Source organism: Nostoc sp. FACHB-190 (genome assembly GCF_014696905.1).
GTDB lineage: Bacteria > Cyanobacteriota > Cyanobacteriia > Cyanobacteriales > Nostocaceae > Nostoc_B.
Genome location: NZ_JACJQW010000014.1, coordinates 20891 through 46638, shown reverse-complemented (window position 1 = coordinate 46638; position 25748 = coordinate 20891). Strand labels below are relative to the sequence as shown.

At 39.5% G+C, this 25748-nt stretch carries 21 protein-coding genes; 15 read left to right on the top strand and 6 right to left on the bottom strand.

The annotated features are described in order from the left end of the window. Positions 1 to 227 precede the first annotated feature (227 nt). On the top strand, positions 228 to 1223 hold the full coding sequence (bioB, locus tag H6G28_RS16670; RefSeq protein WP_190672398.1) for a biotin synthase BioB: 996 nt from the start codon (positions 228 to 230) through the stop codon (positions 1221 to 1223). Positions 1224 to 1324: 101 nt separating this feature from the next. Here bioB and petL read toward each other — a convergent pair whose 3' ends face one another. Further along, positions 1325 to 1420, bottom strand: coding sequence for a cytochrome b6-f complex subunit PetL (gene petL / locus H6G28_RS16665; RefSeq protein WP_190592238.1), 96 nt, complete (start codon positions 1418 to 1420; stop codon positions 1325 to 1327). A gap of 310 nt (positions 1421 to 1730) precedes the next feature. On the opposite strand from petL, the gene aroB reads away from it, so the two are divergent. Further along, positions 1731 to 2825: a 3-dehydroquinate synthase gene (gene aroB, locus H6G28_RS16660; protein ID WP_190672393.1), complete on the top strand. Its 1095-nt coding sequence runs from the start codon at positions 1731 to 1733 to the stop codon at positions 2823 to 2825. A gap of 412 nt (positions 2826 to 3237) precedes the next feature. Here the strand turns inward: aroB and H6G28_RS16655 are convergent, their stop codons facing one another. After that, a complete protein-coding gene (locus H6G28_RS16655; RefSeq protein ID WP_190672390.1) occupies positions 3238 to 3645 on the bottom strand; it encodes a HetP family heterocyst commitment protein in 408 nt (135 codons plus the stop codon). A 503-nt stretch (positions 3646 to 4148) separates the two neighbouring features. Between H6G28_RS16655 and H6G28_RS16650 the strand changes: the two genes are divergently transcribed. The 3 genes from H6G28_RS16650 (at position 4149) to H6G28_RS16640 (ending at position 10481) form a co-directional block, all read left to right on the top strand. Next, complete coding sequence (locus tag H6G28_RS16650) at positions 4149 to 6566, top strand: sucrose synthase (protein ID WP_190672387.1); 2418 nt, start codon at positions 4149 to 4151, stop codon at positions 6564 to 6566. Between the two features lie 92 nt (positions 6567 to 6658). Beyond that, the gene (gene pgmB, locus H6G28_RS16645) at positions 6659 to 9529 is read left to right on the top strand and encodes a beta-phosphoglucomutase (RefSeq protein WP_190672384.1); all 2871 of its coding nucleotides are present in this window, start codon (positions 6659 to 6661) and stop codon (positions 9527 to 9529) included. Positions 9530 to 10217: 688 nt separating this feature from the next. Further along, a complete protein-coding gene (locus H6G28_RS16640; protein ID WP_190592243.1) occupies positions 10218 to 10481 on the top strand; it encodes a DUF3146 family protein in 264 nt (87 codons plus the stop codon). A 27-nt stretch (positions 10482 to 10508) separates the two neighbouring features. Here the strand turns inward: H6G28_RS16640 and H6G28_RS16635 are convergent, their stop codons facing one another. The 3 genes from H6G28_RS16635 to gloB all read right to left on the bottom strand — a co-directional run bounded on the left by H6G28_RS16635 (position 10509) and on the right by gloB (position 13306). Then, positions 10509 to 10961 carry a pre-16S rRNA-processing nuclease YqgF gene (locus H6G28_RS16635; protein WP_190592244.1) on the bottom strand — a complete coding sequence of 151 codons (453 nt, stop codon included), beginning with the start codon at positions 10959 to 10961 and terminating at the stop codon, positions 10509 to 10511. A 254-nt stretch (positions 10962 to 11215) separates the two neighbouring features. After that, positions 11216 to 12313: a DUF2817 domain-containing protein gene (locus H6G28_RS16630; RefSeq protein WP_190672381.1), complete on the bottom strand. Its 1098-nt coding sequence runs from the start codon at positions 12311 to 12313 to the stop codon at positions 11216 to 11218. A gap of 219 nt (positions 12314 to 12532) precedes the next feature. Next, positions 12533 to 13306 (bottom strand): hydroxyacylglutathione hydrolase, encoded by a 774-nt coding sequence (gene gloB / locus H6G28_RS16625; RefSeq protein ID WP_190592246.1) that lies wholly within the window; start codon positions 13304 to 13306, stop codon positions 12533 to 12535. A 368-nt stretch (positions 13307 to 13674) separates the two neighbouring features. Here gloB and H6G28_RS16620 point away from each other — a divergent pair, with 368 nt between their 5' ends. From H6G28_RS16620 to rplI, 10 genes are all read left to right on the top strand, one after another. Then, positions 13675 to 13902, top strand: a complete 228-nt coding sequence (locus tag H6G28_RS16620) for a hypothetical protein (protein ID WP_190592247.1) — start codon at positions 13675 to 13677, stop codon at positions 13900 to 13902. Between the two features lie 66 nt (positions 13903 to 13968). Beyond that, entirely contained in the window at positions 13969 to 15174 is a 1206-nt protein-coding gene (locus H6G28_RS16615; RefSeq protein ID WP_190592248.1) for a glycosyltransferase family 4 protein, read from the top strand. A 61-nt stretch (positions 15175 to 15235) separates the two neighbouring features. Further along, positions 15236 to 17455 carry an ABC transporter ATP-binding protein/permease gene (locus tag H6G28_RS16610; RefSeq protein ID WP_190672379.1) on the top strand — a complete coding sequence of 740 codons (2220 nt, stop codon included), beginning with the start codon at positions 15236 to 15238 and terminating at the stop codon, positions 17453 to 17455. 73 nt (positions 17456 to 17528) lie between these two features. Further along, entirely contained in the window at positions 17529 to 18662 is a 1134-nt protein-coding gene (locus tag H6G28_RS16605; protein WP_190672377.1) for a glycosyltransferase, read from the top strand. A 32-nt stretch (positions 18663 to 18694) separates the two neighbouring features. Further along, positions 18695 to 19066 carry a hypothetical protein gene (locus tag H6G28_RS16600; RefSeq protein ID WP_190672374.1) on the top strand — a complete coding sequence of 124 codons (372 nt, stop codon included), beginning with the start codon at positions 18695 to 18697 and terminating at the stop codon, positions 19064 to 19066. A gap of 155 nt (positions 19067 to 19221) precedes the next feature. After that, complete coding sequence (locus H6G28_RS16595; protein WP_190592252.1) at positions 19222 to 20430, top strand: glycosyltransferase family 4 protein; 1209 nt, start codon at positions 19222 to 19224, stop codon at positions 20428 to 20430. A 36-nt stretch (positions 20431 to 20466) separates the two neighbouring features. Further along, positions 20467 to 21471 carry an Npun_R2821/Npun_R2822 family protein gene (locus tag H6G28_RS16590; RefSeq protein ID WP_190672371.1) on the top strand — a complete coding sequence of 335 codons (1005 nt, stop codon included), beginning with the start codon at positions 20467 to 20469 and terminating at the stop codon, positions 21469 to 21471. A 4-nt stretch (positions 21472 to 21475) separates the two neighbouring features. Continuing rightward, the gene (locus tag H6G28_RS16585; RefSeq protein ID WP_190672368.1) at positions 21476 to 22435 is read left to right on the top strand and encodes a glycosyltransferase family 10 domain-containing protein; all 960 of its coding nucleotides are present in this window, start codon (positions 21476 to 21478) and stop codon (positions 22433 to 22435) included. A 14-nt stretch (positions 22436 to 22449) separates the two neighbouring features. Beyond that, positions 22450 to 23376: an Npun_R2821/Npun_R2822 family protein gene (locus tag H6G28_RS16580; RefSeq protein WP_190672366.1), complete on the top strand. Its 927-nt coding sequence runs from the start codon at positions 22450 to 22452 to the stop codon at positions 23374 to 23376. A 187-nt stretch (positions 23377 to 23563) separates the two neighbouring features. Further along, a complete protein-coding gene (gene rplI / locus H6G28_RS16575; protein ID WP_190672363.1) occupies positions 23564 to 24022 on the top strand; it encodes a 50S ribosomal protein L9 in 459 nt (152 codons plus the stop codon). Positions 24023 to 24250: 228 nt separating this feature from the next. On the opposite strand, the gene H6G28_RS16570 is transcribed toward rplI, so the two are convergent. Beyond that, positions 24251 to 25555, bottom strand: a complete 1305-nt coding sequence (locus tag H6G28_RS16570) for a dicarboxylate/amino acid:cation symporter (protein WP_190672360.1) — start codon at positions 25553 to 25555, stop codon at positions 24251 to 24253. Positions 25556 to 25748: the final 193 nt, after the last annotated feature.

Sequence of the window (25748 nt, the reverse complement as noted above, 5' to 3'; positions counted from 1 at the left end):
ATAGAAACCGACAAGGAGGACAAGGCAGACAAGGGAGACAGATGTTTATAAATCATTGAGAATTGCTATGTTTGTGAGTTTATGTTGATTTATTAATCTGCCATCCCAGCAAAATCTTGATAAGCTGATGTCTAATGTCTACAACTCTAGGATTAAAAGCAGTACTTCAACAGATCCAGCAACGAGACAGATATTAATCAATCCAGTCAACAAGAAGGATTTATTGAATGTCGGTGGGAATACGCTACGATTGGCAGGAAGCAGAAATTCAGCAGATTTATGATATGCCATTGCTAGAGCTTGTTTATCAAGCTGCTAGTGTACATCGTCAATATCATGACCCGAAAAAAATACAGGTCTGTAAACTGATCTCCATTAAAACAGGAGGTTGCCCTGAAGATTGTGGCTACTGCGCTCAATCTTCTCGTTATCAAACAGAAGTAAAACCACAACCACTTCTGGATAAAGATACTGTAGTCAATATAGCCCAAACAGCCAAGCAAAAAGGTGTCAGTCGTGTTTGTATGGGTGCGGCTTGGCGAGAAGTGCGGGATAATTCTCAGTTTGAAAAAGTGCTGGAAATGGTCAAAGAAGTGACCGATATGGGCTTAGAAGTATGCTGCACCCTGGGAATGTTAACAGCAGACCAAGCCAAGCGATTAGAAACAGCCGGGTTGTATGCTTATAACCATAATTTAGATACTTCTGAGGACTATTACAGCACAATTATTACCACAAGGACTTATAGCGATCGCCTGAACACTATTGAGAATGTCCGGCAAACTAATGTCACTGTCTGCTCTGGTGGGATTTTGGGCTTGGGTGAAACTGCTAAAGACCGTGTATCAATGTTGCATACTCTGGCAAATCTCAACCCACATCCAGAGTCAGTCCCAATTAACATTCTTTCCCAAGTAGAAGGTACACCCTTAGAAAATCAACCAGATGTCCCAATTTGGGATGTAGTGCGGATGATTGCGACAGCACGTATTGTTATGCCAACTTCCGATGTGCGTTTGAGTGCAGGCCGCGCCCGACTTTCCCAAGTTGAGCAAGCTTTCTGTTTCATGGCTGGAGCTAATTCTATCTTTTCCAGCGACGATAACAAAATGCTAACTGTCACCACACCTTGTCCAGATTATGATGCTGACCAAGAAATGTTGAACTTGCTGGGCTTAGAAATGCGTCCACCTGTCCAAAGACCAGCACTAACTTTGGCTTAGGGGCTAGGGGCTAGGGAAGAGAGTTTTACTTGTTTGGTTGTTATGGCCAAATCCTGAGTCGAAAATACTAACCTCTAGCCTCTAACCTCTAACCTCTGAAATTAGAGGATTTTAGCAGCACGTAGACCGAACAACAAACCTGCTGCGATCGCAGTAAATAAACCTAAAAAACCGATGTAAGCAACTACGGCAAACATTTTGATGCTTCTCCACAATACTTTACTAAATCTATTGAACCATTAGTCAAGGGTCAATGGTCAAGGGTCATTTGTTCTTGGTTATTAGTTCACATCCCTGTACCCTTCCCCTCTTCTGCTTTCCTTGCTTCGGGTGAACGAAATTTTGTGTGGGATTTCTAGCTAAGTATCCAAAAAATTACCCTCCATACTCCCCACACTCCCCACACTCCCCACACTCCCCACACCTTTTTTCTCTCACCCCCCTGCCTCTCTTTTGTCCCCAGATTGCGCTAAAATACAAGCCCACGGCGCTTTTTAGGGTTGGGCAATGACTTCTACCATTAACGTTAATTTACCGCAGCAGTCTTATGAAATTGCGATCGCACCTGCAAGTTTAGATCAACTTGGTCAAAGTCTGGCCAATCTCAAGCTAGGGCAGAAAGTACTTGTGGTATCTAATCCCACTATTTTTAAACATTATGGCGAAAGAGCGATCGCATCACTCAAGTCCGCAGGATTTAACGTAGCGAGTTATTGTTTACCCGCCGGTGAACGCTACAAAACCCTCAATTCTATTCAAAAACTCTACGATGTCGCCTTAGAAAATCGCCTGGAACGTTCCTCGACAATGGTAGCCTTGGGGGGAGGCGTAATCGGTGACATGACTGGTTTTGCGGCTGCAACTTGGCTACGGGGAATTAACGTTGTCCAAGTGCCTACCACTTTGTTAGCAATGGTAGACTCTGCTATTGGCGGCAAAACAGGCGTAAATCATCCCAATGGCAAAAACTTAATTGGCGCATTTCATCAGCCGCGTTTAGTTTTAATTGACCCAGAAGTGTTAAAAACTTTACCTGTGCGTGAGTTTCGTGCAGGGATGGCAGAAGTGATTAAGTATGGTGTGATTTGGGATGGGGAATTGTTTACCCAAATGGAAGCCAGTAAACATCTCAACCAACTCCGCTACATGAAGCCGGAACTGTTGAATGAAATCTTAACTCGTTCTTGCCAAGCCAAAGCCGATGTTGTCGGCAAAGATGAGAAAGAAGGCGGGCTCAGGGCAATTCTCAATTATGGACACACCATTGGTCATGCTATTGAAAGCTTGACTGGTTATCGATTAGTTAATCATGGCGAAGCAGTTGCGATCGGTATGGTAGCGGCTGGACAAATTGCTGTCAATTTGGGTATGTGGCAACAAGCCGAAACTGACCGACAAAACGCCATCATTCAAAAAGCAGGTTTACCCACAAAATTACCTGCGGGTGTAGATATTGCCGCAATTATCGACGCACTGCAACTAGATAAAAAAGTCAAAGCAGGTAAAGTGCGGTTTGTGTTACCAACCCAAATTGGTGTAGTCACAGTTACCGACCAAGTACCAGCAGATGTCATCCAGCAGGTACTACAAGGAATGCAATAGATTAGCTAATTAACCTATACAAGATTTAGGTGCTTTACGCTATAGCAATAGTGAGGAACAACAAAAAGCTTACCGCGATCGCATACCACAGATACCCTTTGACTACCCTCCTCACCAATGACAACCCCACAAGTTTTTTAAGATCCCCGACTTCTTTGAGAAGTCGGGGATCTAATCATCTCGATTTTCACCAATCAAATACGATTGCTATAGCTGTAATTTAACAAGTTAATTATTTAGCAGAATCTTGCTTATACCAATTCTATGTGAGGGTGCATTTAATCTTTTATCTTTTCTTTCTTTGTGTCCTACCCTTCGGGAAGCCGCTATCGCGTCTATGCGCCCTTTGTGGTTCGTTTTTTAATTTAGTGCATCTTCATACAGAATTGGTATTAAATGCTATTTTTAGACGTTAATTTTGTATATCTTCATCCTTTGATGAATAAAGGTTAGACATGTTTGATTTTAAATATAGTACATTCATCCCTTGGATATTTCCTGGTTTGTTTTCAGATTTATCCAGAGGATTTGATTGATTTAAATTATGCGTTTTTCTTGGGATGTCAGTATTGTTACTTGAAGCACTAACATGATTATCTGAATTTAATTTTGCCGCCATATATTGATTCTGTTCTTTTATCAGACGGCTGTAAGTTCTTTGAGGCATAAAATGGAGTGGATTATAGCCGATAAAACGCAAAATCAATACACAACCCCAGGAATATCTACCATCACTAATAGCTTCAATTACTTGCTCTAACTGTTCAGGAGTAATCAAACTATGACAGTTGTTTTGAGAAGAAGGTACTTGGTAGTTCATGGCTAACTCTGTAGTGGTAATTAACGTATGAAAAATCTAGATTCAATATCAGATTTTTGCCTAATGAATAGTTACCTGCTACACAGAATACTATTTAAGTAACTGTAAATTTAGCCAAATTGGCACTTTTTTAGTGACGGCCCTCAATATTTAGGTTAACAGTACAGAGACTATTAGCTATAGCAGTCCTATTTGATATTTCAACAATAGAGACAAGGAAGTACTGATTTGAGAAACTTGCTTAATTAATTTCTCAATTGATTACATATATCTTTTGGATGAATTTTTGGAGATGTTAGGAGCGATCGCCAGCTTTTCTCCTAAGTTAATGGCTTAGAATTTTGGTTTGTATAATTCATACCAGGGCTAGAAGGCAGAAGTAAAGTGCTGATTTAGCATAAAAGAGAAAGAACGGTAATCTACCTCTAACGGCCTACGGAGAAAATTACTATTGTCGAGGAGAAAAAATGAGGTTGTGACCTATTAAAGTGGCGGAATTAGTTATGAATGAACTGCTACAAGCTGTGCTGAACAGCGATGAAAAATCTGTCTTACAAGAATTGATATTTTCATTAACTGCTTCAGGTAAACAATACTTCCTAAGAAATGAAATTCTGCAAGTATTTGCAGATTATTGCCATAACTCCCAAAAGCCTGCTTATTTTTACTACTCTTCTTCGATTGGGAAACTGATTCACTATACCCATGAAATAATTTTGTCAGAGGAAAATACTTGGGTTGTGATTCGTCCCAAAATTGCTAGTCAAGAAGTTTGGCGGTTGAATGCTGACTTGAGTGAGTGTGAATTGATGTCACCGCAGGCTTATTTAGATGTGTGCGATCGCTTAGTTAATCGCTATCAACCCCATATCCTGGAAATCGACCTCGGCCCATTTTACGAAGATTCTCCCTCCGTTGATGATCCCAGAAATATTGGTCAAGGTCTAGCCTTTCTCAACCATTACCTGTGCGATCAATTGGTAAATGATCCGCAACATTGGTTAGAGGTATTGTTTCAAGCATTGCGGCGAGTGCAATATGATGGGAGACGCTTGTTAATTGGCGATCGCATTTCTTCAGGTGTGCAATTCGCGCAACAAATCAAGGAAGCGATCAAGTTTCTCAGCGAAAGACCAGCTGATGAACCCTACGAAAAATTTCATTTTCACCTGCAAAACCTGGGTTTCGCACCTGGATGGGGAAATACAGCAGCGCGAATTAGTGAAACGTTATCATTACTTGATCGGCTAATTGATACCCCCCAACCTGCCATTTTAGAAGCATTTGTAGCGCGTGTTCCTGTGGTTTTTCGCGTCGTCTTGATTTCTATTCATGGTTGGGTAGGACAACAAGATGTCATGGGACGCGATGAAACATTAGGTCAAGTCGTCTATGTGCTGGAACAAGCACGCAGCTTAGAAAACAAACTCCGCCAAGAAATCACCCTTGCGGGACTTGATGTATTTGGTATTCAACCTCATGTGATCATTCTGACTCGACTGATTCCCAACTGTGAAGGTACATCCTGCGGACTCAGGCTAGAAAAAGTCGAAGATACAGAAAATGCGTGGATTCTACGGGTTCCTTTTGAGGAATTTAATCCAGAGATTACGAACAATTGGATTTCTAAATTTGAGATTTGGCCTTATTTAGAAAGTTTTACCAATGATGTAGAAAAAGAACTCTTCGCTGTATTTAAAGGTCGTCCCAATTTAATAATTGGCAATTATAGTGATGGGAATTTAGTCGCATCACTTTTATCTCACCGTCTCAAAGTTACTCAATGTAATATTGCTCATTCCTTAGAAAAGCCCAAATATCTCTTTAGTAACTTATATTGGCACAACCTAGAAGACCAATATCATTTTTCCGCACAATTCACGGCTGATTTAATTAGTATGAATGCTGCCGATTTTATTATTACTTCTTCTTATCAAGAAATTGTCGGTACACCCGACGGTATGGGGCAGTATGAATCTTATAAATGTTTTACGATGCCTGAGCTATATCATGTAGTCAATGGCATTGATTTATTCAGCCCTAAATTTAACTTAGTACCGCCTGGTGTCAATCAAAAAATCTTCTTTCCCTATACCCAAAAAGAAGATAGGGATTTTAATCAAAGCCAACAAATTGAAGACTTAATATTTAACCGCCAAGACCCGCAAATTTTCGGTAATTTGGCAGAACCCAACAAGCGGCCTATCTTTGCTGTCGCCACCCTATCATCGATTAAAAATCTGACTGGATTAGTTGACTGTTTCGCTCAAAGTGAAGAGTTACAAAAGCGATGTAATTTAATTATCTTAACCAGTAAACTGCATCCAGCAGAAGCAGCTAATCCAGAAGAAGCGGCAGAAATTCAACGGCTGCATGACATTATTAATCAGCATCATCTCCACAATCATCTTCGCTGGTTGGGAATGCGTCTGACTGGTGGGAATATTGGCGAAGCCTATCGGATAATAGCCGATCGCCAAGGAATTTATGTGCATTTTGCGCGGTTTGAGTCTTTTGGTAGAAGCATTTTAGAAGCGATGATTTCTGGTTTACCAACTTTTGCGACTCAGTTTGGTGGTGCGTTAGAAATTATTGAAAATCGAGAAGATGGATTTATTATTAACCCTACCGACTTAGAAGGAGCAGCCCAGAAAATTATCGCGTTCCTGGATGAATGTGAACATCATCCGCAACATTGGCAGGAAGTATCTGAGTGGATGATCCAGCGAATTACTAATAAATATAATTGGTCATCACACACCAGTCAATTATTATTACTGGCGAAAATGTTTAGCTTTTGGAACTTTGTCGCTCCTGAAAACAATGAAGCACGCGATCGCTACATGGAAAGCTTATTTCATCTCATCTTTAAACCGAGAGCCGAAAAAATATTAGAACAACATAGACACAAGCAAAAATAATAGTAATTCCCAATCACACGAGGTATACACTTCCTAGCCTCTAGTGTCTAGCTTCTAGCCTCTAACCTCGCATTTGGAATTGAATCTAAACAATGGATACCAAAACTATTACTGATAATTTTATCTATACAGACTGGACGTTAACTGAAACCCAGTTTGACCCCGAACAAATACATTCTAGAGAAACTATTTTTACCATTGGCAACGGCTATTTAGGCACACGCGGCAGTTTTGAAAGAGACTATCCGCGTGAATTGCCGGCTACTTTTATCCACGGTGTCTATGATGATGTCCCTGTAGTATATACAGAACTTGCCAACTGTCCTGATTGGCTACCAATGGTAGTAATTATTGATGGTAATCGCTTCCGCCTCAACGAAGGAGAAATTACTCATTACGAGCGAGTGCTGGATGTGCGTCACGGACTCCTCAGCCGTTCTTTACGTTGGCGCACTCCCACTGGCAAAACTATAAATATGGACTTTCAACGTTTCGCTAGTTTTGCAGATCAGCATATTTTGTGTCAACGCTGTCAGTTAACGCCGTTAGATTTTGACGGATTGATTGAAGTGCAAGGTAGCATCAATGGTTATCCTGAAAATCAAGGATTCAATCATTGGGTAGATTTAGACCAAGGTAAAACTGAACATGGTATTTGGTTGCATAGCCGGACTCGTGGCTCACGAATTACGATTGGTATGGCAGCCAAGATGACCGTATCAGGAACGGAAGCATCTATCCAAGTTAATACTGCGCCTGGTTATCCTTCCTTAAATGCGACCTTTCTCACCAAATCACAGCAAACTGTGACAGTGGAAAAAATCGTCACAGTCTTTACCTCACGGGAAATTGAGACACCAGTCAAAGCAGCGCAAGAAAAACTAGCTCAAATTTCCAACTACGAAACCCTCCGCAATGCACATACTCAAGCCTGGGATGCAGTTTGGCAGCAGAGTGATATTTTGCTAGAAGGTGATAATACTGCGGCTTTTGCAATTCGTTACAATATTTTTCAACTGTTAATTGCTGCGCCTCGCCATGACGATAAAGTGAGTATTCCCGCCAAAACTCTTTCTGGGTTTGGCTATCGGGGTCATGTTTTTTGGGATACAGAAATTTTTATCCTGCCATTTTTTACATTTACCCAGCCTGCGATCGCACGTAACTTACTAACTTACCGCTACCACACTTTAGCAGGTGCTAGACGTAAAGCCTTGCATTCTGGCTACAAAGGCGCGATGTACGCTTGGGAAAGTGCCGACACTGGCGATGAAGTTACACCTAGATGGTCACTTCCCAACGATTTTTATGGTGAAGATATCAGAATTTGGTGCCGCGATCGCGAAATTCATATTAGTGCAGATATTACCTATGCTGTTTGGTATTATTGGTTAGCCACGGGTGATGATGAGTGGCTGCGTGATTGCGGTGCAGAAATTGTTTTAGATACAGCTATCTTTTGGGCGAGTCGAGTTGAGTATAATTCAGAACAAGATTATTACGAAATTCGCGCAGTCATTGGAGCCGATGAGTATCACGAATTGGTTCACAACAACACCTTTACTAACCGGATGGTGCAATGGCATTTAGAAAAAGCACTATTTATTGATGATTGGCTACGGCAAAACTTCCCCGAACGAGCGACGGAATTAGCCAAGCAACTGCAAATTACATCCGAAGTGCGATCGCATTGGCAAGATATAATTGCTAAAATCTGGATTCCCTACGACCCAGAAACTGGACTAATTGAGCAGTTTGAGGGATTTTTTCAACTCCAAGATATTAACTTAGACGAATACGAACCCCGTCAGCGTTCCATCCAAGCAATTTTAGGCATTGAAGAAGGCAACAAGCGGCAAGTCCTGAAACAGCCAGATGTGTTGATGCTGCTGTATTTAATGCGGGAATCAGCAGATTTTCCCTACAACCCCCAATCCTTACAAGCAAATTGGGACTACTACGCACCCCGCACCGATATTACCTACGGTTCATCCCTCGGCCCGGCAATTCACGCCATCATCGCCTCTGATGTCGGTGAATCGACAACAGCTTACAAACAATTTATGCAAGCCGCAATGGTGGATTTAGAAGACAGTCGCGGGAACACCAACGACGGTATTCACGGTGCAAGTGCTGGCGGTGTATGGCAAGCCGTAGTTTTTGGCTTTGGTGGCATTCAGTTAACAGAAAATAGCCCCGTAGCCAACCCCCATTTACCTTCTCACTGGACGCGACTGAAATTTAAACTTCATTGGCGTGGGGAGTGGCATGAGTTTGATTTGCATCAGGGAGAAGGGGGACAAGGAAGAATGGTGGATATTCGGGGTGTAATTTTTGACCTGGATGGTGTGTTAACTGATACGGCGGAGTATCACTATCAAGCTTGGCAAAGGTTAGCTGATGAAGAGGGTATTCCCTTTAATCGCCAAGCAAATGAAGCTTTGCGGGGTGTGTCACGGCGTGAATCTTTGATGTTGATTATTGGCGATCGCAAGTATTCCGAAGCACAAATTCAAGAAATGATGGAGCGTAAAAATAACTACTATGTAGAACTGATTCACCATGTCACATCTAAAGATTTATTGCCAGGTGCGATCGCACTTTTGGACGAGTTACGGCAAGCTGGAATTAAAACCGCCATTGGTTCAGCCAGTAAAAATGCCCGTACTGTAGTTGAGTTATTGGGCATTGCTGATAAAGTAGATGCGATCGCAGATGGTTACAGTGTCGAAAAACCCAAACCCGCACCGGATTTATTTCTATACGCCGCCAAAGAACTCGGACTACAACCACAACAATGTGTAGTCGTCGAAGATGCTGCCGCCGGCATAGAAGCCGCCTTAGCCGGGGGTATGTGGACAGTAGGACTAGGCCCTGTTGAACGTGTCGGTGCAGCTCATCTAGTATTACCAAGCCTCGCAGGTGTGAAGTGGGCGGATATTCAAATGAGTAGTGAGTTGTGAGTATTTACTGGTACTTATGCAAGAACTCTCTCAAACTCTTATATAGGAATCCGGTTTGATTTCTGAATTTATTTGTGTAGGTAGGGAATAGGGAATGGGGAGTCGGGATTAGGAAAGAAGCCTGATCTGAGTTTACTGATTTTTTTCCCAAATCAAATATGATACCAAATTAAAAAATGATTGCGACAGATGGATGACTCAAAAGCTTACCAATCAACCCTTACCCAATCCAAAATCTGTCTTGAAAAGTTTGCTCAAGTCGGGGAACCCGCCCACGCAACTTTTCGCAAAATCTAAAATCCAAAATGGTATGAGTTTTATAGCAATCCTAAATGATATATCGCTCTTTAAGCACTCTAAGCAGAGGAAAATAAGAAATCCTCAGAAATGGATGTGTATGGAATAGCACGCATTCAATTCATCAATGCAACTAAGGAGAGAAATCCAATAGATAAATGTAACATTTGCCATAACTATACTTTTGGATGAGTCAAGTCATCATAATGTGATGACTTTTTTGATTTTTTGAGACCCTTACTCCCCAATGTTGGCAAGGTTTATTTATAATGTCAGACGTTTGGCTATTCAAAAAACTGTTAAAGCTATCTTTTGTTAGTTTGTCGATCGCGGCGAAGTTTGGTAAATAAAAGAAATAGACTGCGTTGTTTGCTATTTTATCTAAAGCATTGTGAGTGCAAAACGTTTGCCAGAAACTACTGCCCATGTTAAAATCACACGCCAATCCTGGCAACATGGGTTTCTTGAGGGCGAAGTCAGCGCCGGAGATTTTGAATGGCATTTCCAATGGCATTTCCGCCGTGGAGAACTGTCGGTGAAACCCTCCCAAGGTCGCGCTTTAATTAAAGAACCTCTTGGTCGCTTTTTAGAAAAACAAGATTATCAGCTAGAACCAGGAGGAGATTATGCTTTTACTATCCGAGCAGAACTGTAAAGAAATCAGGGATAAGGGAGAGATTCACTATTGCCTATTAACAGTTGATTCTGTCAGACGATTTAAATATCTTTCAATTAATAAGATAGCCACAATGTCATCTATCGGTCTTGGTGGTTGGCGCATTCCTTTTGGCAATAGTTTTGTTAGTCCTTGGGGTGGATACATCTGCCAATAGCGATCGCGTGCTTCTAAAGTAGAATATCGCTCATCTACTAACATGATATTTAATGTTTGTAATAATTCTTGTTGTAATTTTTGTTTCCACTGCTTGGCTGTGGTTTGATTACCCATGACAAGTAAAGAAACAGGGTATTGTTGTCTGAGTGTTTCTATACTAGCGATTGCTGCTGATGCAGGTACAACTTGATGATAATGTAGCTGTCTGTCTAATCCCATCACAGCTAAACCACACTTATCTTTACCAGGGTCGAAGCCAAGAATTACTGGTTGATTGGGTGAGAATTCATTTAAATCCATAAGTAGTTGCACAAAATTAAATTCATTCGTGGAGGTAGGGAACAGGGAACAGGAAAATATGGAAATATACGTCTTATAGCGTTTCTTGGTTGAGTACAGTACAAGTAGATAAAGAAAAGAGACTAGAGGCTAGGAAAATGTACCTCACTGGAATGAGAACCGCTATAATAAAAAACCAAAGTCATGAGGAATGGAAAGTCAAAAATCAAGCTGAAGTTGGGAAAAACCTCCTGCCTTATGCCTTCTGCTATAAATTAAATTACTTCAGTAGGAAAGCAAACCTCAATTGCTTTTTCGATTAAATCAATACCTCTGCAAACTACAGTATTCCGCCAATTTATATCTGCGGGTGCAAACATTTCTTCTAGTCGTTGGCGTGTCCATATTCTGGATGAGTGTTCTGGCGGCGAATAAAAATAAGCCCGATTTTCTGCCCGTAATGCTTCAACAACTTGGATAACTGGGTAAGTGCCGAATTCCGCCGTGAGAAACTTGTAATTACACTGAGGAAACATCGCCTGACACCAAGTTCCTAAACCCCCACGAATTTTATAAATCTTCCCGTCTGGTTGATAGGGTTCAACGACATCAGCACCAAACTTTTCAATTAACCACTCGGCTGATGTGGAATTAGGAGGGTCATCAATAAACAGTTTATAAGTCCCTTTTTTCCCAAAACCAGTGTGTAAATCAATATGCAGAACATTTTTTGCATCACCAATCCATCGGGGAAGATTGTCCGCTAAGATTTGATATGTTTTAGCTGGCCTTTGTCCACCAAAAAATAGCCCTTGGGGAAAATCGTATTGTCCTACAGGTAAGGTATTGATCAAAGAATTAATGCCGTGATGGAAAATAGTAGCGATCGCTTTGATCAAAAACGGTTCAAAGGGCGATGGTGGTGAAGTTGGGTTAAAGAAGCTATTCAATTCCCCGTACTTTTCTGGACTACCTGTATATTCCTCATTTGGTAGCAGGAAATTACGGTTAAGGTCGATATTTTCCTCATTCCCACGCCTTCCCCAAGCAAAACCATAGGGATTTAAAGCATGTAACAGCACCAAAGCAGTTTTTGGACTGGGACACCAACCAATCAGACGTTCTTCTAACAAAGCACATTGAACAGCCGAACCAAAAAAACCCTCAACCCCATGCAAGCCACTAGAAACAACCAAAATTTGCTCAGGTTGAACGTCTCCTAAGATTGCCACATCAATAGTTAAGTCCTCCTCATCGGGGCCTATTTGGTCAATGGAATATGTTTCTAATTGACAACCCAAAGCCTGCGCCGCCGCACAAAATCGATATCGTGCAGCAGCGTAGTTGGGACTAAAGGCGGAAGCGTAGGACATGGGAAGTGGGGAAGGGGGACAAGGGAGACAAGGGAGACAAGGGAGATAAACAAATGATTACTAGTACAGGTCGGCGTAAATAAACAGACTACACTTCGGCTACTTCGGCTGCGCTCAGTACAAGTAGGCTCAGTGACCATAAGAAATTGCTAAAAGGCTTGTGGTATCACTTTTCTTTCTTTTTCCTTTTGAATTTTTACTTTTGCCTTGTTGTACTAGTTAAAACTGATCTTTCATTCCGCGAATACGGGCGAATGTTTGCACTGCATCGTTACTTTTGGCGGCTGTTTGTAGGGATGGTTGTTCCCAACGCAAAAAAGGATTGGTACGCTTTTCTACTCCCAGCAGGGAGGGGACGGTGGCTTTACCTTGATTGCGAAAGGTTTTAACTTCTGCGTAGCGTTGTTGTAAGTCAGTGTTATCACTATCTACAGTCAGGGCAAATTGTAAATTTTTTAAGGTATACTCATGGGCGCACCAAACATGGGTATTATCTGGGAGGGAACGGAGTTTTTCTAAGGATGCGACCATTTGTGTGGGTGTGCCTTCAAATAAGCGACCACAACCACCAGCAAATAAAGTATCCCCACAAAATAATTCTCCCGGTTCGTCTGCTGTTTGAGGTGGAAAATAATAAGCAATATGGGCGCGGGTGTGGCCGGGAACAAAGATGACTTCTGCGGTGCGATCGCCAAACAAAACGCGATCGCCTTGTTGCAGAAATATCTGCTGTCCGGGAATCCTGCCTTTATCCTCAGCCCCACCATACACGGTGAGTTTCGGGAAGCGTTGCATTAACTGTTGATTGCCACCAACATGATCATGATGATGGTGAGTATTAAAAATAGCAACTAACTCAGCATTTAGTTCTGCCAGTTTGTGTAGCACTGGTTCAGCCTCGGCTGGATCAACAACTGCGGCAATATTTTCTTGACTATTGTGCAGTAAGAATATGTAGTTATCTGAGAGTGCCTCCAGACGGAATACCCGCATTTCCTCTTAACTCCCTGAAATAATTAATTCCTAGTACTTTTTGAGATACTGTAAACTTTTGGTTTTATTTATTCTAGCGGGTAAACTGCACGAGCTATATTCAGCTACAACCGTGTTTATACTGATAACATCGTAAAAACTCCTAAAAAACTGTGATTTTTATCAGTAAAAATCCTCTGGGAGTATCAGTAAGTCCGAAGTTAGATTGATTGTATTCTTTTTAGTTCTAGAAATCGCTAAAAAGACTGTTATCAACGGGTGTACATATTTGCTATTGACTACCGAAATTAATCTTGATCTGGGGTGCATTTACCTATACTTCAGTGAACAAAGATACCCGTGATTTTTTGGATTTTTGAGGAGAAATAATGAGCGATCGCCCGTCTATCTACATTAGTGTTGATAGTCAATCAGAAATTGCTATTAAAAAAATCGTAGATAAAATCATTTCATCCGGAAAGCTGAGTCGTCAAGACCATACCTTGCTGCTTTCTCAAGTATTTGCTAATGGTCAAATTAACGATAGAGTCCGCCGCCAGATTAACCGCATCTTAGATCAGATTCAAACAGGACAGTTAAAACTGATCGATTGGTAGCCTATAATTTTAGTAGTAAACTTATCATTAAATAATTTTTTGCCAAGATTATAAATATAAAATATTGTGCATCAAAAACAAAGCAAACATCAATTAAAAGTCTCAATTCTGGTTAGCGACCTCTCAAGTGCTGGAGCAGGAAGATGGGGAGGCGGAGGTGTTCGCTCTTTTTTAATAGCGCAAGCCCTCCAAAAACTTGATTATCAAGTAGAAATCCTTGGCTTTAATTTTGGTGATGAGCCAGCAGTAATCCCTCAATCTGAAGTTTTAGTTAGCCATATTACAGGCTATAACTATCCCCAATTTCTTCAATCAGCATCTCAACTTCTGAAAAAGTTAGATGGTGATATCATTTATGCTATGCGACCGAAGCCCACCACTTTCGGTTTAGCTTTGCTGCAAAAATTAAAAACTCATCGACCAGTAATTTTAGATATAGATGATTGGGAATTAAGTTGGTATGGCGGTGAAAAATGGCAATATCGCCCTTCAGCCAAGCAATTTTTGCGAGACATTTTCAAAAAAGATGGAGCTTTAAGATATCCAGATCATCCACTCTATTTAAAAACAGTGGAAGGTATGGCAAATAAAGCTAATGTGATTACAGTTCACACTCAATTTTTAAAAGAGCGGTTTGGTGGGGTTTACTTGCCCAATGGAAAAGATACCAATCTGTTTAATCCCAGTCTTTATAATCCTGAAGAAAGTAGGGCGCGTTATGGACTCTCTGAGTATCGAGTGTTAATGTTTCCTGGTGCGCCAAGACCATACAAAGGTGTGGAAGATGTATTGATAGCATTAGACAAACTTAATGAGCCGGATTTAAAGCTAGTAATTGTGGGTGGCAGTCCCTATGACGATTATGATGCCCAACTTATGGAAAAATGGGGACGTTGGATTATTAAGTTACCAAAGTATCCCTCCCAAGAAATGCCCCAAATTGTCGCCGCAGCCCACGTCATTGTCGTCCCGCAGAGAAATACACCAGCTGCTTTAGCTCAATTCCCTCTGAAACTCACAGATGGAATGGCAATGGCAAAACCTATATTGGCTACTAAAGTCGGAGATATTCCTGAAATTTTAGGAGGAAATGGTTATTTAGTTGAATCTAGTTGTCCTGAACAAATAGCTGAAAAAATTCAAGAAATATTTCAGAATTTGGATAATGCTTATGAAAAAGGAAAAATGGCTAGAGAAAGATGTATTGAGTACTATAGCATTGATACTATGAAATCAATTTTATCGCAACTTTTTTCTAGTTTACAGGCATAGGTTTTCACATGAAAATTCATGTATATATATTAATAAAAAGCTTGTCAAAAATAAATAATTTATGTCTACTATCAAACAATTAATAAAATTTATTAAGCCTTACCCCTACAGAATTATTATTACAGTAATTTTGGGATTTTCAGGAGCATTATTTAATGGGATTGGCACAGCCATGATCGTACCTATAGTTCTAAGAATTGTAGGTCAAGATATAGATTTAACTAATGCGCCGCCTATTATTAAAAGTATAATGTTGCCTTTTAGTAATGTCCCAGCTAATTATCGTACTTTCGTAATGGCAGGAGCAATTATATTTACAATTTTTTTAAAAAATGCGGCCGTATATGCTAGTAGTTTATCTTCTAGTTCTGTAGCTCGCACATTGACATCAGATATGCGAAAAGCAGCAATAAAAATATTATTGGATGTTGATATTAATTATTATGCCAAGACAAAAATTGGCGATTTAATGAATAGTATTAATGCCGAAATTCCCCGTGCGGCTGCCTCTATTAATAATTTGATTAAATTATTAATTTTGGCAATAACAATTTTAGTATTTATATTTTTCCTGTTATCTATTTCTTGGCAACTAACTATTTGTACAACAATTCTACTATCTTTTATTACTTTATTAAACCAATATGCTGTTTCGAGATCAAAACATTTTGGTGAAGTGCTTTCTAATATGTCTAAAAAGCTGACGAATACCTTAATAGAAACCTTAAGTGGTATTCGTTTAGTCAAGACAAAAGCTAATGAAGAAAGCACATATAAAAACATCACTGATCTAATTCATAGTCGTGAAATAGCAGAATTTAAGTCTCAGGCTAATTCTGAAATTATTGCCCCAACCAGTGAAGTTTCTGGAGTCATATCTTTAATCATCATTATCCTACTAGGAAGAATATTATTTGCAGATCAAATTGCTTCATTATCAGCAGTTTTGCTGACATATCTATTAATACTGCTGAGACTACTGCCAATTGTGTCACAATTAAATACTCTGCGTAGTAGTTTTGCCAATAATTCTGCCAGTGTGGATATTGCTGCTGATTTTTTACGCCGTGATAATAAGCCTTTCATGGTCAATGGTCAAAAGATATACACAAAGCTAGAGAAGGGCATCCATTTTAATCAGATATCTTTTGCCTATCCTAATCATGAAAAGTTGGTATTAAAAGATGTAGATGTATATTTACCAAGAGGTACTACTTTAGCTTTAGTAGGTACTTCTGGTGCTGGTAAATCAACTTTAGCTGATTTATTACCCAGATTTTATGACCCCATATCTGGCTGTATTACCATTGATGGGGTTGATTTACGTCAATTTGACATCACATCTATACGAAAAGCAATGGGTATTGTCAGTCAAGATACCTTTCTTTTTAATAACTCGATAAAAAATAATATTGCCTACGGACAACCAGATGCTAGTGATGAAGACATTGTGATAGCCAGTAAACGTGCCAACGCCTATGAATTTATTTGTAAACTACCCCAAGAATTTGACACTATGGTAGGCGATCGCGGCGTAATGTTATCTGGTGGACAGCGCCAACGCTTGGCTATAGCCCGTGCTTTGCTGCAAAATCCCGAAATTTTGATTTTAGATGAAGCTACTTCTGCATTAGACACTGTTTCTGAACGTTTGGTACAAGCAGCAATAGATGAACTCAGCCGCGATCGTACAACCTTAGTCATTGCACACCGTCTTTCTACGGTACAAAAAGCAGATCAAATTGCCGTATTTGATCAAGGGCGTGTAGTTGAATTAGGAACCCATGAAGAGCTTTTACAAAAAAATGGGTACTATTCACGTCTTTATTCAATGCAATTTGGGGAACAAGAAGAAAAATCGACAAAATCTCATCCAACCTTTACTCGTGTATCTTACGAAATTCGGACGCGGCTAAATTCAATGATTGGTTGTTTGGGATTGCTAATGGACGGACTAATAGATAATTCTAAAGAACGTCAAGAACTCTTAAATGAAGCTTATAAGTCTGCATTAAAAATTATTACATACATTGAAATTTTTGAAGAAACTATCAGACTCCAAATCAATTTACAATCATCATCATTGGCAGAGCCAAAAGACGAGCAAATCTTAGATGAATTCCCAAGACCAATCAATAATATATTGAGTGATTTAGGTTCACTTGCAGATGGGTTGGTAGATAATATTCAAGAACAAAATAAATTAATTACTGATGCTTATCACCTAGCTATTTGTTTATTAGATAAGGTAGAGCGAATGGAAAAATATAATTTAAAATAATAAGTATTCACCACATTGACGATATTTTTTATACCAGATAATATTAATTATCGCATATTCAGAGTATTAATTTATGAAAAAAATAGCTATATACTACCCATATTTTATGGGTGGTGGTGCTGAAGCAGTAGGACTATGGATTATCCAAGCATTAAAAGATAAATATGATTTAACCTTATTTACACTTGGAAAAGTTGAAATTGACAGATTAAATTTGATGTATGGAACTAGTATCTTAAATGAAGATATTAAAATTAAATATCTTCTGCCTGATCTGATCACCAATTTTTGCTACTTCATGATGGCTAACAGCAAAAATATCAGAATGGCATTTTTCCATCTTTTAATTCGATTTTTTAAACAGCATAGTCAAGAATATGACCTAGTATTATCGGGATATAATGCAGTAGATATGGGTCAAGTCGGCATCCAGTATATCCACTGGGTTAAAGTTCTAGAAGGAACACATTTTCATCGAAAAATATCCAATTTTTCAGAAGCACAAATTTCTCAAAATCTTTCTATAGCAAATTCTTATTGTGTGGCAGATGTCGTGAAAAAAACTTACGGCATTGATGCTAAGGTAGTTTACCCTCCTGTGGTAATTGATGTGCCTAATCTACCTTGGCATGAAAAAGAAGACGCATTTATTTGTAGCGGTAGAATTGTAAAAGCGAAAGAACCGCACAGAGTTATTAAAATCCTCAAATTAGTTCGTGAACAAGGCTTTGATATCAAACTTCACATCACGGGTGGAGGTGGCGGTATCTATGAATGGCAATACACTAATTTAATTAAAAATTTAGTATCGGAAAACTCTTCCTGGATAACAGTACACGAAAACTTACCATATAAAGAATATATTCAAGTTCTCGCCAGATGTAAATATGGAATTCACTTCAAGAAAGAACCGTTTGGGATATCTATTGCAGAAATGGTGAAAGCTGGTGCCATTCCTTTTGTGAGAGGTGATGGTGGACAAGTTGAAATTGTGGGACAGCACAATCAAGAGTTATTTTTCAATACAGAAGCAGAAGCTGTAGAAAAAATTATTGATGTTTTAAAAATTTCTGAGCAGCAAAATAAGCTCATTCAATCTTTAACTAACCAGAAAAACTTATTTTCCACCCATAGATTTATGTCAGAAATTAATGAAACTGTGACTGAGTATTTAGATCAAAAAATTGAGTTACCAATAATGATATGATGAGTATTTACATCTGTTAAATACCGAATTTCATGAAATCAATTATTAATTACCATGTCATTGATTCAACAAATATCGGAGACTTATCCTCGGCTCCTACTAAATATTTTGATTTTCCTGGATACACTGTTAAGCAAGCTGATATCAGAGAAATCGATCTCAATAAGGTAAGGGATAAATATATTATTGTCGGCGGAGGTGGACTTTTATTTTCTCCATTTTTAAAGTCATTTTCAAAGCTGATTAAAGCTAAAACTGCTATAAAATTAATTGCCTGGGGCATTGGTCAGCAAATTTACGGTCATTCTTTTTCGCATCAAGAATTACGAGATTTTAACTATTCTCAATATCTGGAATTTCCTACTCCCCACTCCCCACTCCCTATTCCCTGTCTACACAACTAGATTCAGAAATCAAACCGGATTCCTATAGCTTAGTATTTTTCAATTCAATCAATAGAAATAAATTGCTTACCGATAACTTTTCATTCAAATACTTACAATTACACGATTGATATCATCGCTCAACTAGAAAAACTTGAATACAAAATCTAACTGTTATGAAAAAGCATAATTTGCAAAAAAAATATAACTTCTTTTTTCTCGAAAAATTGCCTGAACCCACAGCTTCTAGTGTGCAGGCTGCTAACGCCGCCAATGGAGCAGCTAACTTGGGTTATCCGACAATTTTGATTTATCCTCAGCAAGGATGGCAAGCAATTAATCCGGTTAATTTGTTGCATCCTTTCCGACCACAAAAACCCCCAGAAAATCTTATTAGATATTACAATTTCCAAGATAAATTACAAGTAGCAAGGCTACCAATGCCTTGGCCTATTGATTACTTTAAAAGTAAATTCACTAACTCTAATACCATCGCCACCAAGTATTATTTTCCTTTTTATATCCGGGCAACTACAAAAATTGTCCATGCTTGGAATTGGAATTTTATCAAAGCTGCAATTAAACATAGGATTCCGGCAATTTATGAGCATCACCACCATGAAGATAAGCAATTTGAACCAGAAATAGTAAATCATCCTTTGTTTCAAGTTGCTGTGACAGTTGCAGATACAGTCCGCCAAAGCATGATTCAACATGGTATGCCACCGGAAAAATTGATTAAAATCCATAATGGATTTAATCGTTTATTTATGCAAAGACAGCCAGAAAAAGCGGCAGAATGGCGGCAAAAGCTGTTACAAAATCAGCGATCGCAATTAGTAGTTTATGCTGGAGCATTAAAGAAATTTAAAGGTGTTGATATCTTAATTGATGCTGCTCAACAAATGCCTAATGTTCAGTTTGTCTGTGCGGGTGGTGAACCAAAAGAAGTTGAGTATTATCGAAAATTAGCCCAATCTCAACAGGTAGATAATATCACTTTCTTAGGTTATGTTCTCCACCATGAACTAGCTTCTTTATTGCAAGCTGCTGATGTTTTAGCTCATCCCCACTGCTCTGGGACAGCATCTACTTTTACTTCTCCCTTAAAACTATTTGATTATTTAGCTTCAGGAAATCCTATTGTTGCGACAGAAATTATTTCATTAGAAGAGTTTAAGAATACGCCAGCGATCGCAGCTTGGTGTGAGCCAGATAATCCACATCAATTTGCCGCCGCCCTACAAAAAGTTTTAGAAACTTATCCCAAAAAAATCGAAGGATATCTACAAACTATCGAATTTGTCCAACAATTTTCTTGGGAAAATCGCGCTGCTAAAATTCTCAGTTATGTTGATGAACCTTTTCGTCAACAACTTAATTAATTCTCATAAATCCTAAGAGCTTTGGTGATATTTGATATGGATGGAATTTGTACTCTTGCTAATGATAAAGTTTATGACCAACTAGTTGCTTTAATCAATAGCATAGAAGCAATTTATGGGAAAGAAATGCCCGTTTGCGTATATCCTTATGATGACAATATAGAGCAAATTACTCAAGAAATTGCTTGTCGTCCTCATGTGCAGATTTACGACAATCAGGAATCTATTCATTGCTGGGATGAATTTGTGCGTAATGTTTGGGATACTCATCCCACTGCTCAACAAGAATGGCGAAAAGTTAGCCAAGAAAAATATCATCGATTTGGAACTCATCGACGTTACGGTGCTTTTGATGGGCCTTTTGACCGCTTCGTTTATATGGATGCTGATACCTTATTGATGAGTCCCCTGGATAAGATTTTTAATCAGCTAAATTACCATGATTGGGTAGTATATGATTTTCAATATACAGATTTATCTCATGTATATCAAGAAAAATCACCAAAATTAACAGAAGTATTTTCGGTTGAAAGGCTCAAAAAAGAAATATTTTGTTCTGGATTTTACGCTTCTAGAAAGAACATATTTCCTTTAGAACTTCGAGATTCACTGCTAGAAAGTCTTCGTCAAAGAGAAGCAGAAATTCTTTATCCTTTTGCTCCTGACCAAACTATTGTCAATTATATGGTTATGCGCTCAGGAATTTCTAGCTGTAACTTAGCCTTGCATCTACCTGCTGATGAAAAAACCGGATGTTGTGTCACTTCTAATCATTTTTTAGGAGAAGATAACATCCTTTATGATAAAGGCAATCGATTGACGTATATTCACTATATTGGCTTATCTTCTAAGTTATTTCATCAGGTTTGTAACGGAGAAAATATTGATTTTCCTTATAGAGATATTTTCTTACACTATCGTTATTTACACGAACCAGAAAAGCGGCCAAAATTTACCACTAAACCGAAAGCTTACAATGCGTCTCCGAGTTTAGGTACAAGAATTCTGAAAAAATTAGGATTAGCAGTGGGACATAAATAATCAGATGGAAATAAAAACTGTTGGGATGATTAGCAGCTATGGCGCTTTAAAAACTAGAGGCGATTGGCTGTGGCAACAAACACCTCATGCTTTCGGTGTTTGGCAAAATATTCAAATGCAGGCTTTAGCTAGTAAGCCTGATTTTTTATTAATGTATCAGTTTGATTTTCCTGAACCAACTAAACCGCCATCTTTGTTAGATCAACTGCGAAGGAAACCACAAAAAAAACAGGTAGATGTTTCTTCTTTGTTACGTGGAGTTAGTAAAGAAAGCATAATTTATCTCATGCGAGAACCGCCTTTAGATGAGGTAGTCGGAAAAAATATCAATAATTATAAAGTCGCACAACAATACTGCGGTTATGTTTCTGGCCCTGATGATTTTGCACCAATTCCTGAATATATGCCAGCGATTTGGTATCACAATAATTCATTTCGGGATTTAAATGAAATGCCACCACCAGCTAAAGTTAAACCTTGTAGTTGGATTACTTCGGGAATTAATCGTACAGCCAATCATCGCCAGCGTTTAGATTTTTTACAATCTTTGCAGTCTAGTCAAATCAAATTTGATTTATATGGACGTGATTTACCTGCCTGGTCAAATTCTCTAGGAGAATTGAGTAATAAATGGTATGGTATGTCTCCGTATTATTACAATTTAGCAGTTGAAAACTATGCAGATAATGATTGGTATGTGAGTGAAAAACTTTGGGATGCTTTATTAGCATGGTGTTTGCCAATTTATTATGGTGGCTCTGCGGCGGATAAATTATTACCGCCTGGTAGTTTTTTAAGATTACCTAGCTTGGATGAAAAAGGCATTGCTTACATTCAAGAAGTCACTGCTACGCCTGATGCTTGGTATGCGGCTAAAGATGCGATCGCCGAAGCTAGGCAAATCATTTTACACCAATTAAACTTGATGAATTGGTTAGCAAATTTTGTGAAAAATCACAGATAAAAAAGGTAGATAAGATGAGTCGCGGAATTTATATTATTGCTAATGATAAGGTGACAGATCATGCGATCGCACTCCTCAACAGTATCCGTGCTTATGATGCGGATACACCAATCGTCATGATTCCTTATGATGATCACTATCACAACATAGCCGCCACACTAAATCAATATTATGGTGTACAGCTATACGAAGATTTAGAATTTATCGACCGTCTTTCTAAAAGATTACACGAAACTTTCGGTGGTCAATTTTTCGCACGTCCTAATCAATTTCGGAAACAGGCTTGTTGGTTCGGACAGTTCGATGAATTTTTGTACATTGATACAGATATTGTGGTCTTTGAAAAGATTGTTGATAATCTCAATTACTTGGCAAATACAGATTTTATTTGTTGTGATTATCAACATTCAGGCGGGATTAAAAACGTCTTCAGCGAGAAAGTGTTAACAGATCAAGTATTTACTGAGGCTGAAGTCAAAGATATTTTCAATGGTGGTTTTTGGGCTTCCAAGAAAAACCTCATTTCTGAACAAGATTTGTACGAAATCTTTACTGAATGTGCCGCCCATCCAGATTATTTCGATTTTTCTGAAAAGACTTCTGACCAACCAATTATCAACTATATGTTGCTCAAACGGATTCCGCGCCGTTTTAATGTGGTGCGTCGCCCAGGAAAAGCACCAGGAAATTGGGCAGGTAGTCCACAATTTCAACGGCAGGGTAACATTTTGATTGATCCGGCTGTTAATCAACCCCTGCAATATCTCCACTGGGCGGGGATTCGCATTCAACCAGGTTGTCCTTATTGGGATATTTGGGAATATTACCGCAATTTAAATCCCGCCATACCACCTGCGGCAATTCCCGCCCCAGCCAAACCAAGCCAGTGGGAAACAACATTACGGACGATTAAAAAGCAAGTTCACAAAATCTTTAAGTAAGATTTAACATTGCTGTTGATGATTTTTGACTTTTGATCGGCGAAACAGTTGCGATCGCCCCCCGCCTTTCGCTAGGATCTGTAAGCTTTAGGGTATAGACAAAGCCCCTTGGGATACAGCTACACTCATGTAGGTTATCCGGCTGCAACCCAAGTTATTGAGATTTTACAGGAAAAACAACAAAACAATGGCGAAACGTGTCCAGTTAGTTTTAACTCAAGATGTCAGCAAGTTAGGCAAATTAGGTGACTTAGTAGAAGTTGCTCCTGGCTATGCTAGAAATTACCTTATTCCCAAGAGTTTGGCAACCCGCGCTACTCCTGGTATTCTCAAACAAGTAGAACGCCGTCGTGAACAAGAACGTCAACGGCAATTGGAACTCAAACAACAAGCCTTAGAACAAAAAGCAGCTTTAGAAAAAGTTGGCAGTTTGAAAATTGCCAAGCAAGTTGGTGAAAACGAAGCCATCTTCGGTACTGTCACCACTCAAGATGTTGCCGATGCAATTCAAGCAGCTGCTAACCTAGAAGTTGACCGTCGTGGTATTACCATCCCCGACATTGGCAAGTTGGGTACATACAAGGCTGAAATCAAGTTGCACTCAGAAGTAACAGCGCAAATCGATGTTGAAGTTGTTGCTAGTTAGTGTGTTTTGAGATTTTGACCTGAGTTATTGTAGGTTGGGTGCAGGCGCACAAGGGTATTTGTAGAGACACACTAAATCTATGTTGCGCCGTAACCCAACATCCTCAAGACTTTGTTGAGTTACGCCATCGCTCCACCCAACCTACTTTTTTGCTTAACTGAACCGCATCAAAATCTCTTTTATTCCTCTCTTTGCGTACTTTGCGGTTAGTTTCTTATTAAGCATTCATCAAACTTCCTCAGAAAGATTCTCCTCCTCATAACGCGGCTTTTTCCCATCCAGTACCGCACTCACCGTCATATCTCCCATAACATTAATCGCTGTGCGACAACGGTCTAAAAACCAGTCAACTGTCACCAACAACGCGATATACTCTGTCGGCAAGCGTACGGAAGTAAATACCAAAGTCATCGTTACTAACCCCGCATTGGGAATACCAGCCGCCCCCACCGATGCAAAAATCGATGTCAGCACTACAATTAACTGCTGTCCCAAATTTAAATGCTGTCCAATAACTTGGGAAATATATAATGCAGACATCGCTTCATAAAGGGCAGTCCCATCATTATTAAAGTTTGCCCCGACTAGCGCCCCCAAAGATGCAGAAGATTCTCTTAAACCAACTTTGGTTTGCAAAACTTCCCAAGTAATAGGCATTGTCACGGTAGAAGAAGAAGTTGAGAACGCCGTGATAAAAGCATCCGAACCACCAACCAAAAATCGCCACGGGTTTACCCAAGAACCGAACTTGACTCTGGTGAGATAGTAACAAGCTTGCAACACCAAGGCTACCAACACCGCCACAATAAAAGCCGCTAAAGAAACAAATGGGGCAAAACCTTTTTCTGCCACAGTTTTAGCCACAATACCAAACACCGCAAAGGGAACTAAGGCAATTACCCAGTTGAGAATGCGAATTACCGCCTCAAACAAAATTCCAATCACATCTTCAATGGGTTGAAATCCGGTTTTGTTTTGGGCGATTTGTTCTGATTTTAAACCCCGCAGCACAATCCCAAAACACAGGGCAACCACAATTAACTGAATCACATTATTACTCACCAACGGCGCAAGAATGGCTTCTGGTACAGCGTCTTTGATTAACCCCCAAGGATCAAGGTTGGCGCTATTTATTGCTGTTTGTGGTTTGGGTAAACTTCCCCAAGTTCCTGGACGCAGGACATTAGCCACAAACAACCCAACCAAAATCGCTACAGTGGTATTAGTAAAAAGTAATAACGCTAACCGTCGTCCGGCGGTACCGGGGATAGTCGCCGTCATAAAAGTATGCAGCACTGCTACCAAAATCAGTGGCGTAGCTAAAGCGCGGAGCGCCTTGAGTACCAGTTCTGCCGGAATTGCCAAATTAGTGATTAAAGCCGCATTGCTAGGGCTAGGGTTCCCCGCACCCAAAGCAATTCCCACAATCACAGCCAGCACTAAGGCTATTACAATTTGTAACGTCAGAGGAATACGCCGCCACCAAGGACGGGAAGCATTATCGGGCGGATGTTGACTCTCTGTTTGACTCATTGGTACAGCTAAATAACGGAACAAAGGTAACTATTACAACAACAACTGCGGAAGTGGAATTTACTTAAACAGGATAATCTAATCAATCTAGGGAGTAGAGAGTGGGGGACAAGGGAGACAAGGGAGACAAGGAGGTAGGGGAAATAGAATCTTTAACTCAGCACTCAGCACTTTTAATAATTGACTATTAAAT

What these genes read in the sequence shown, in the direction of transcription:
- H6G28_RS16605 (WP_190672377.1), top strand. Translation starts at nt 17,529, where the DNA reads ATGAAAAAAATAGCTATATACTACCCATATTTTATGGGTGGTGGTGCT.
- H6G28_RS16600 (WP_190672374.1), top strand. Translation starts at nt 18,695, where the DNA reads ATGAAATCAATTATTAATTACCATGTCATTGATTCAACAAATATCGGA.
- H6G28_RS16635 (WP_190592244.1), bottom strand. Translation starts at nt 10,961, where the DNA reads ATGGATTTAAATGAATTCTCACCCAATCAACCAGTAATTCTTGGCTTC.
- H6G28_RS16585 (WP_190672368.1), top strand. Translation starts at nt 21,476, where the DNA reads ATGGAAATAAAAACTGTTGGGATGATTAGCAGCTATGGCGCTTTAAAA.
- H6G28_RS16650 (WP_190672387.1), top strand. Translation starts at nt 4,149, where the DNA reads ATGAATGAACTGCTACAAGCTGTGCTGAACAGCGATGAAAAATCTGTC.
- H6G28_RS16580 (WP_190672366.1), top strand. Translation starts at nt 22,450, where the DNA reads ATGAGTCGCGGAATTTATATTATTGCTAATGATAAGGTGACAGATCAT.
- aroB (WP_190672393.1), top strand. Translation starts at nt 1,731, where the DNA reads ATGACTTCTACCATTAACGTTAATTTACCGCAGCAGTCTTATGAAATT.
- H6G28_RS16590 (WP_190672371.1), top strand. Translation starts at nt 20,467, where the DNA reads ATGGATGGAATTTGTACTCTTGCTAATGATAAAGTTTATGACCAACTA.
- bioB (WP_190672398.1), top strand. Translation starts at nt 228, where the DNA reads ATGTCGGTGGGAATACGCTACGATTGGCAGGAAGCAGAAATTCAGCAG.
- rplI (WP_190672363.1), top strand. Translation starts at nt 23,564, where the DNA reads ATGGCGAAACGTGTCCAGTTAGTTTTAACTCAAGATGTCAGCAAGTTA.
- H6G28_RS16570 (WP_190672360.1), bottom strand. Translation starts at nt 25,555, where the DNA reads ATGAGTCAAACAGAGAGTCAACATCCGCCCGATAATGCTTCCCGTCCT.
- petL (WP_190592238.1), bottom strand. Translation starts at nt 1,420, where the DNA reads ATGTTTGCCGTAGTTGCTTACATCGGTTTTTTAGGTTTATTTACTGCG.
- H6G28_RS16620 (WP_190592247.1), top strand. Translation starts at nt 13,675, where the DNA reads ATGAGCGATCGCCCGTCTATCTACATTAGTGTTGATAGTCAATCAGAA.
- H6G28_RS16655 (WP_190672390.1), bottom strand. Translation starts at nt 3,645, where the DNA reads ATGAACTACCAAGTACCTTCTTCTCAAAACAACTGTCATAGTTTGATT.
- H6G28_RS16630 (WP_190672381.1), bottom strand. Translation starts at nt 12,313, where the DNA reads ATGTCCTACGCTTCCGCCTTTAGTCCCAACTACGCTGCTGCACGATAT.
- H6G28_RS16595 (WP_190592252.1), top strand. Translation starts at nt 19,222, where the DNA reads ATGAAAAAGCATAATTTGCAAAAAAAATATAACTTCTTTTTTCTCGAA.
- pgmB (WP_190672384.1), top strand. Translation starts at nt 6,659, where the DNA reads ATGGATACCAAAACTATTACTGATAATTTTATCTATACAGACTGGACG.
- H6G28_RS16610 (WP_190672379.1), top strand. Translation starts at nt 15,236, where the DNA reads ATGTCTACTATCAAACAATTAATAAAATTTATTAAGCCTTACCCCTAC.
- gloB (WP_190592246.1), bottom strand. Translation starts at nt 13,306, where the DNA reads ATGCGGGTATTCCGTCTGGAGGCACTCTCAGATAACTACATATTCTTA.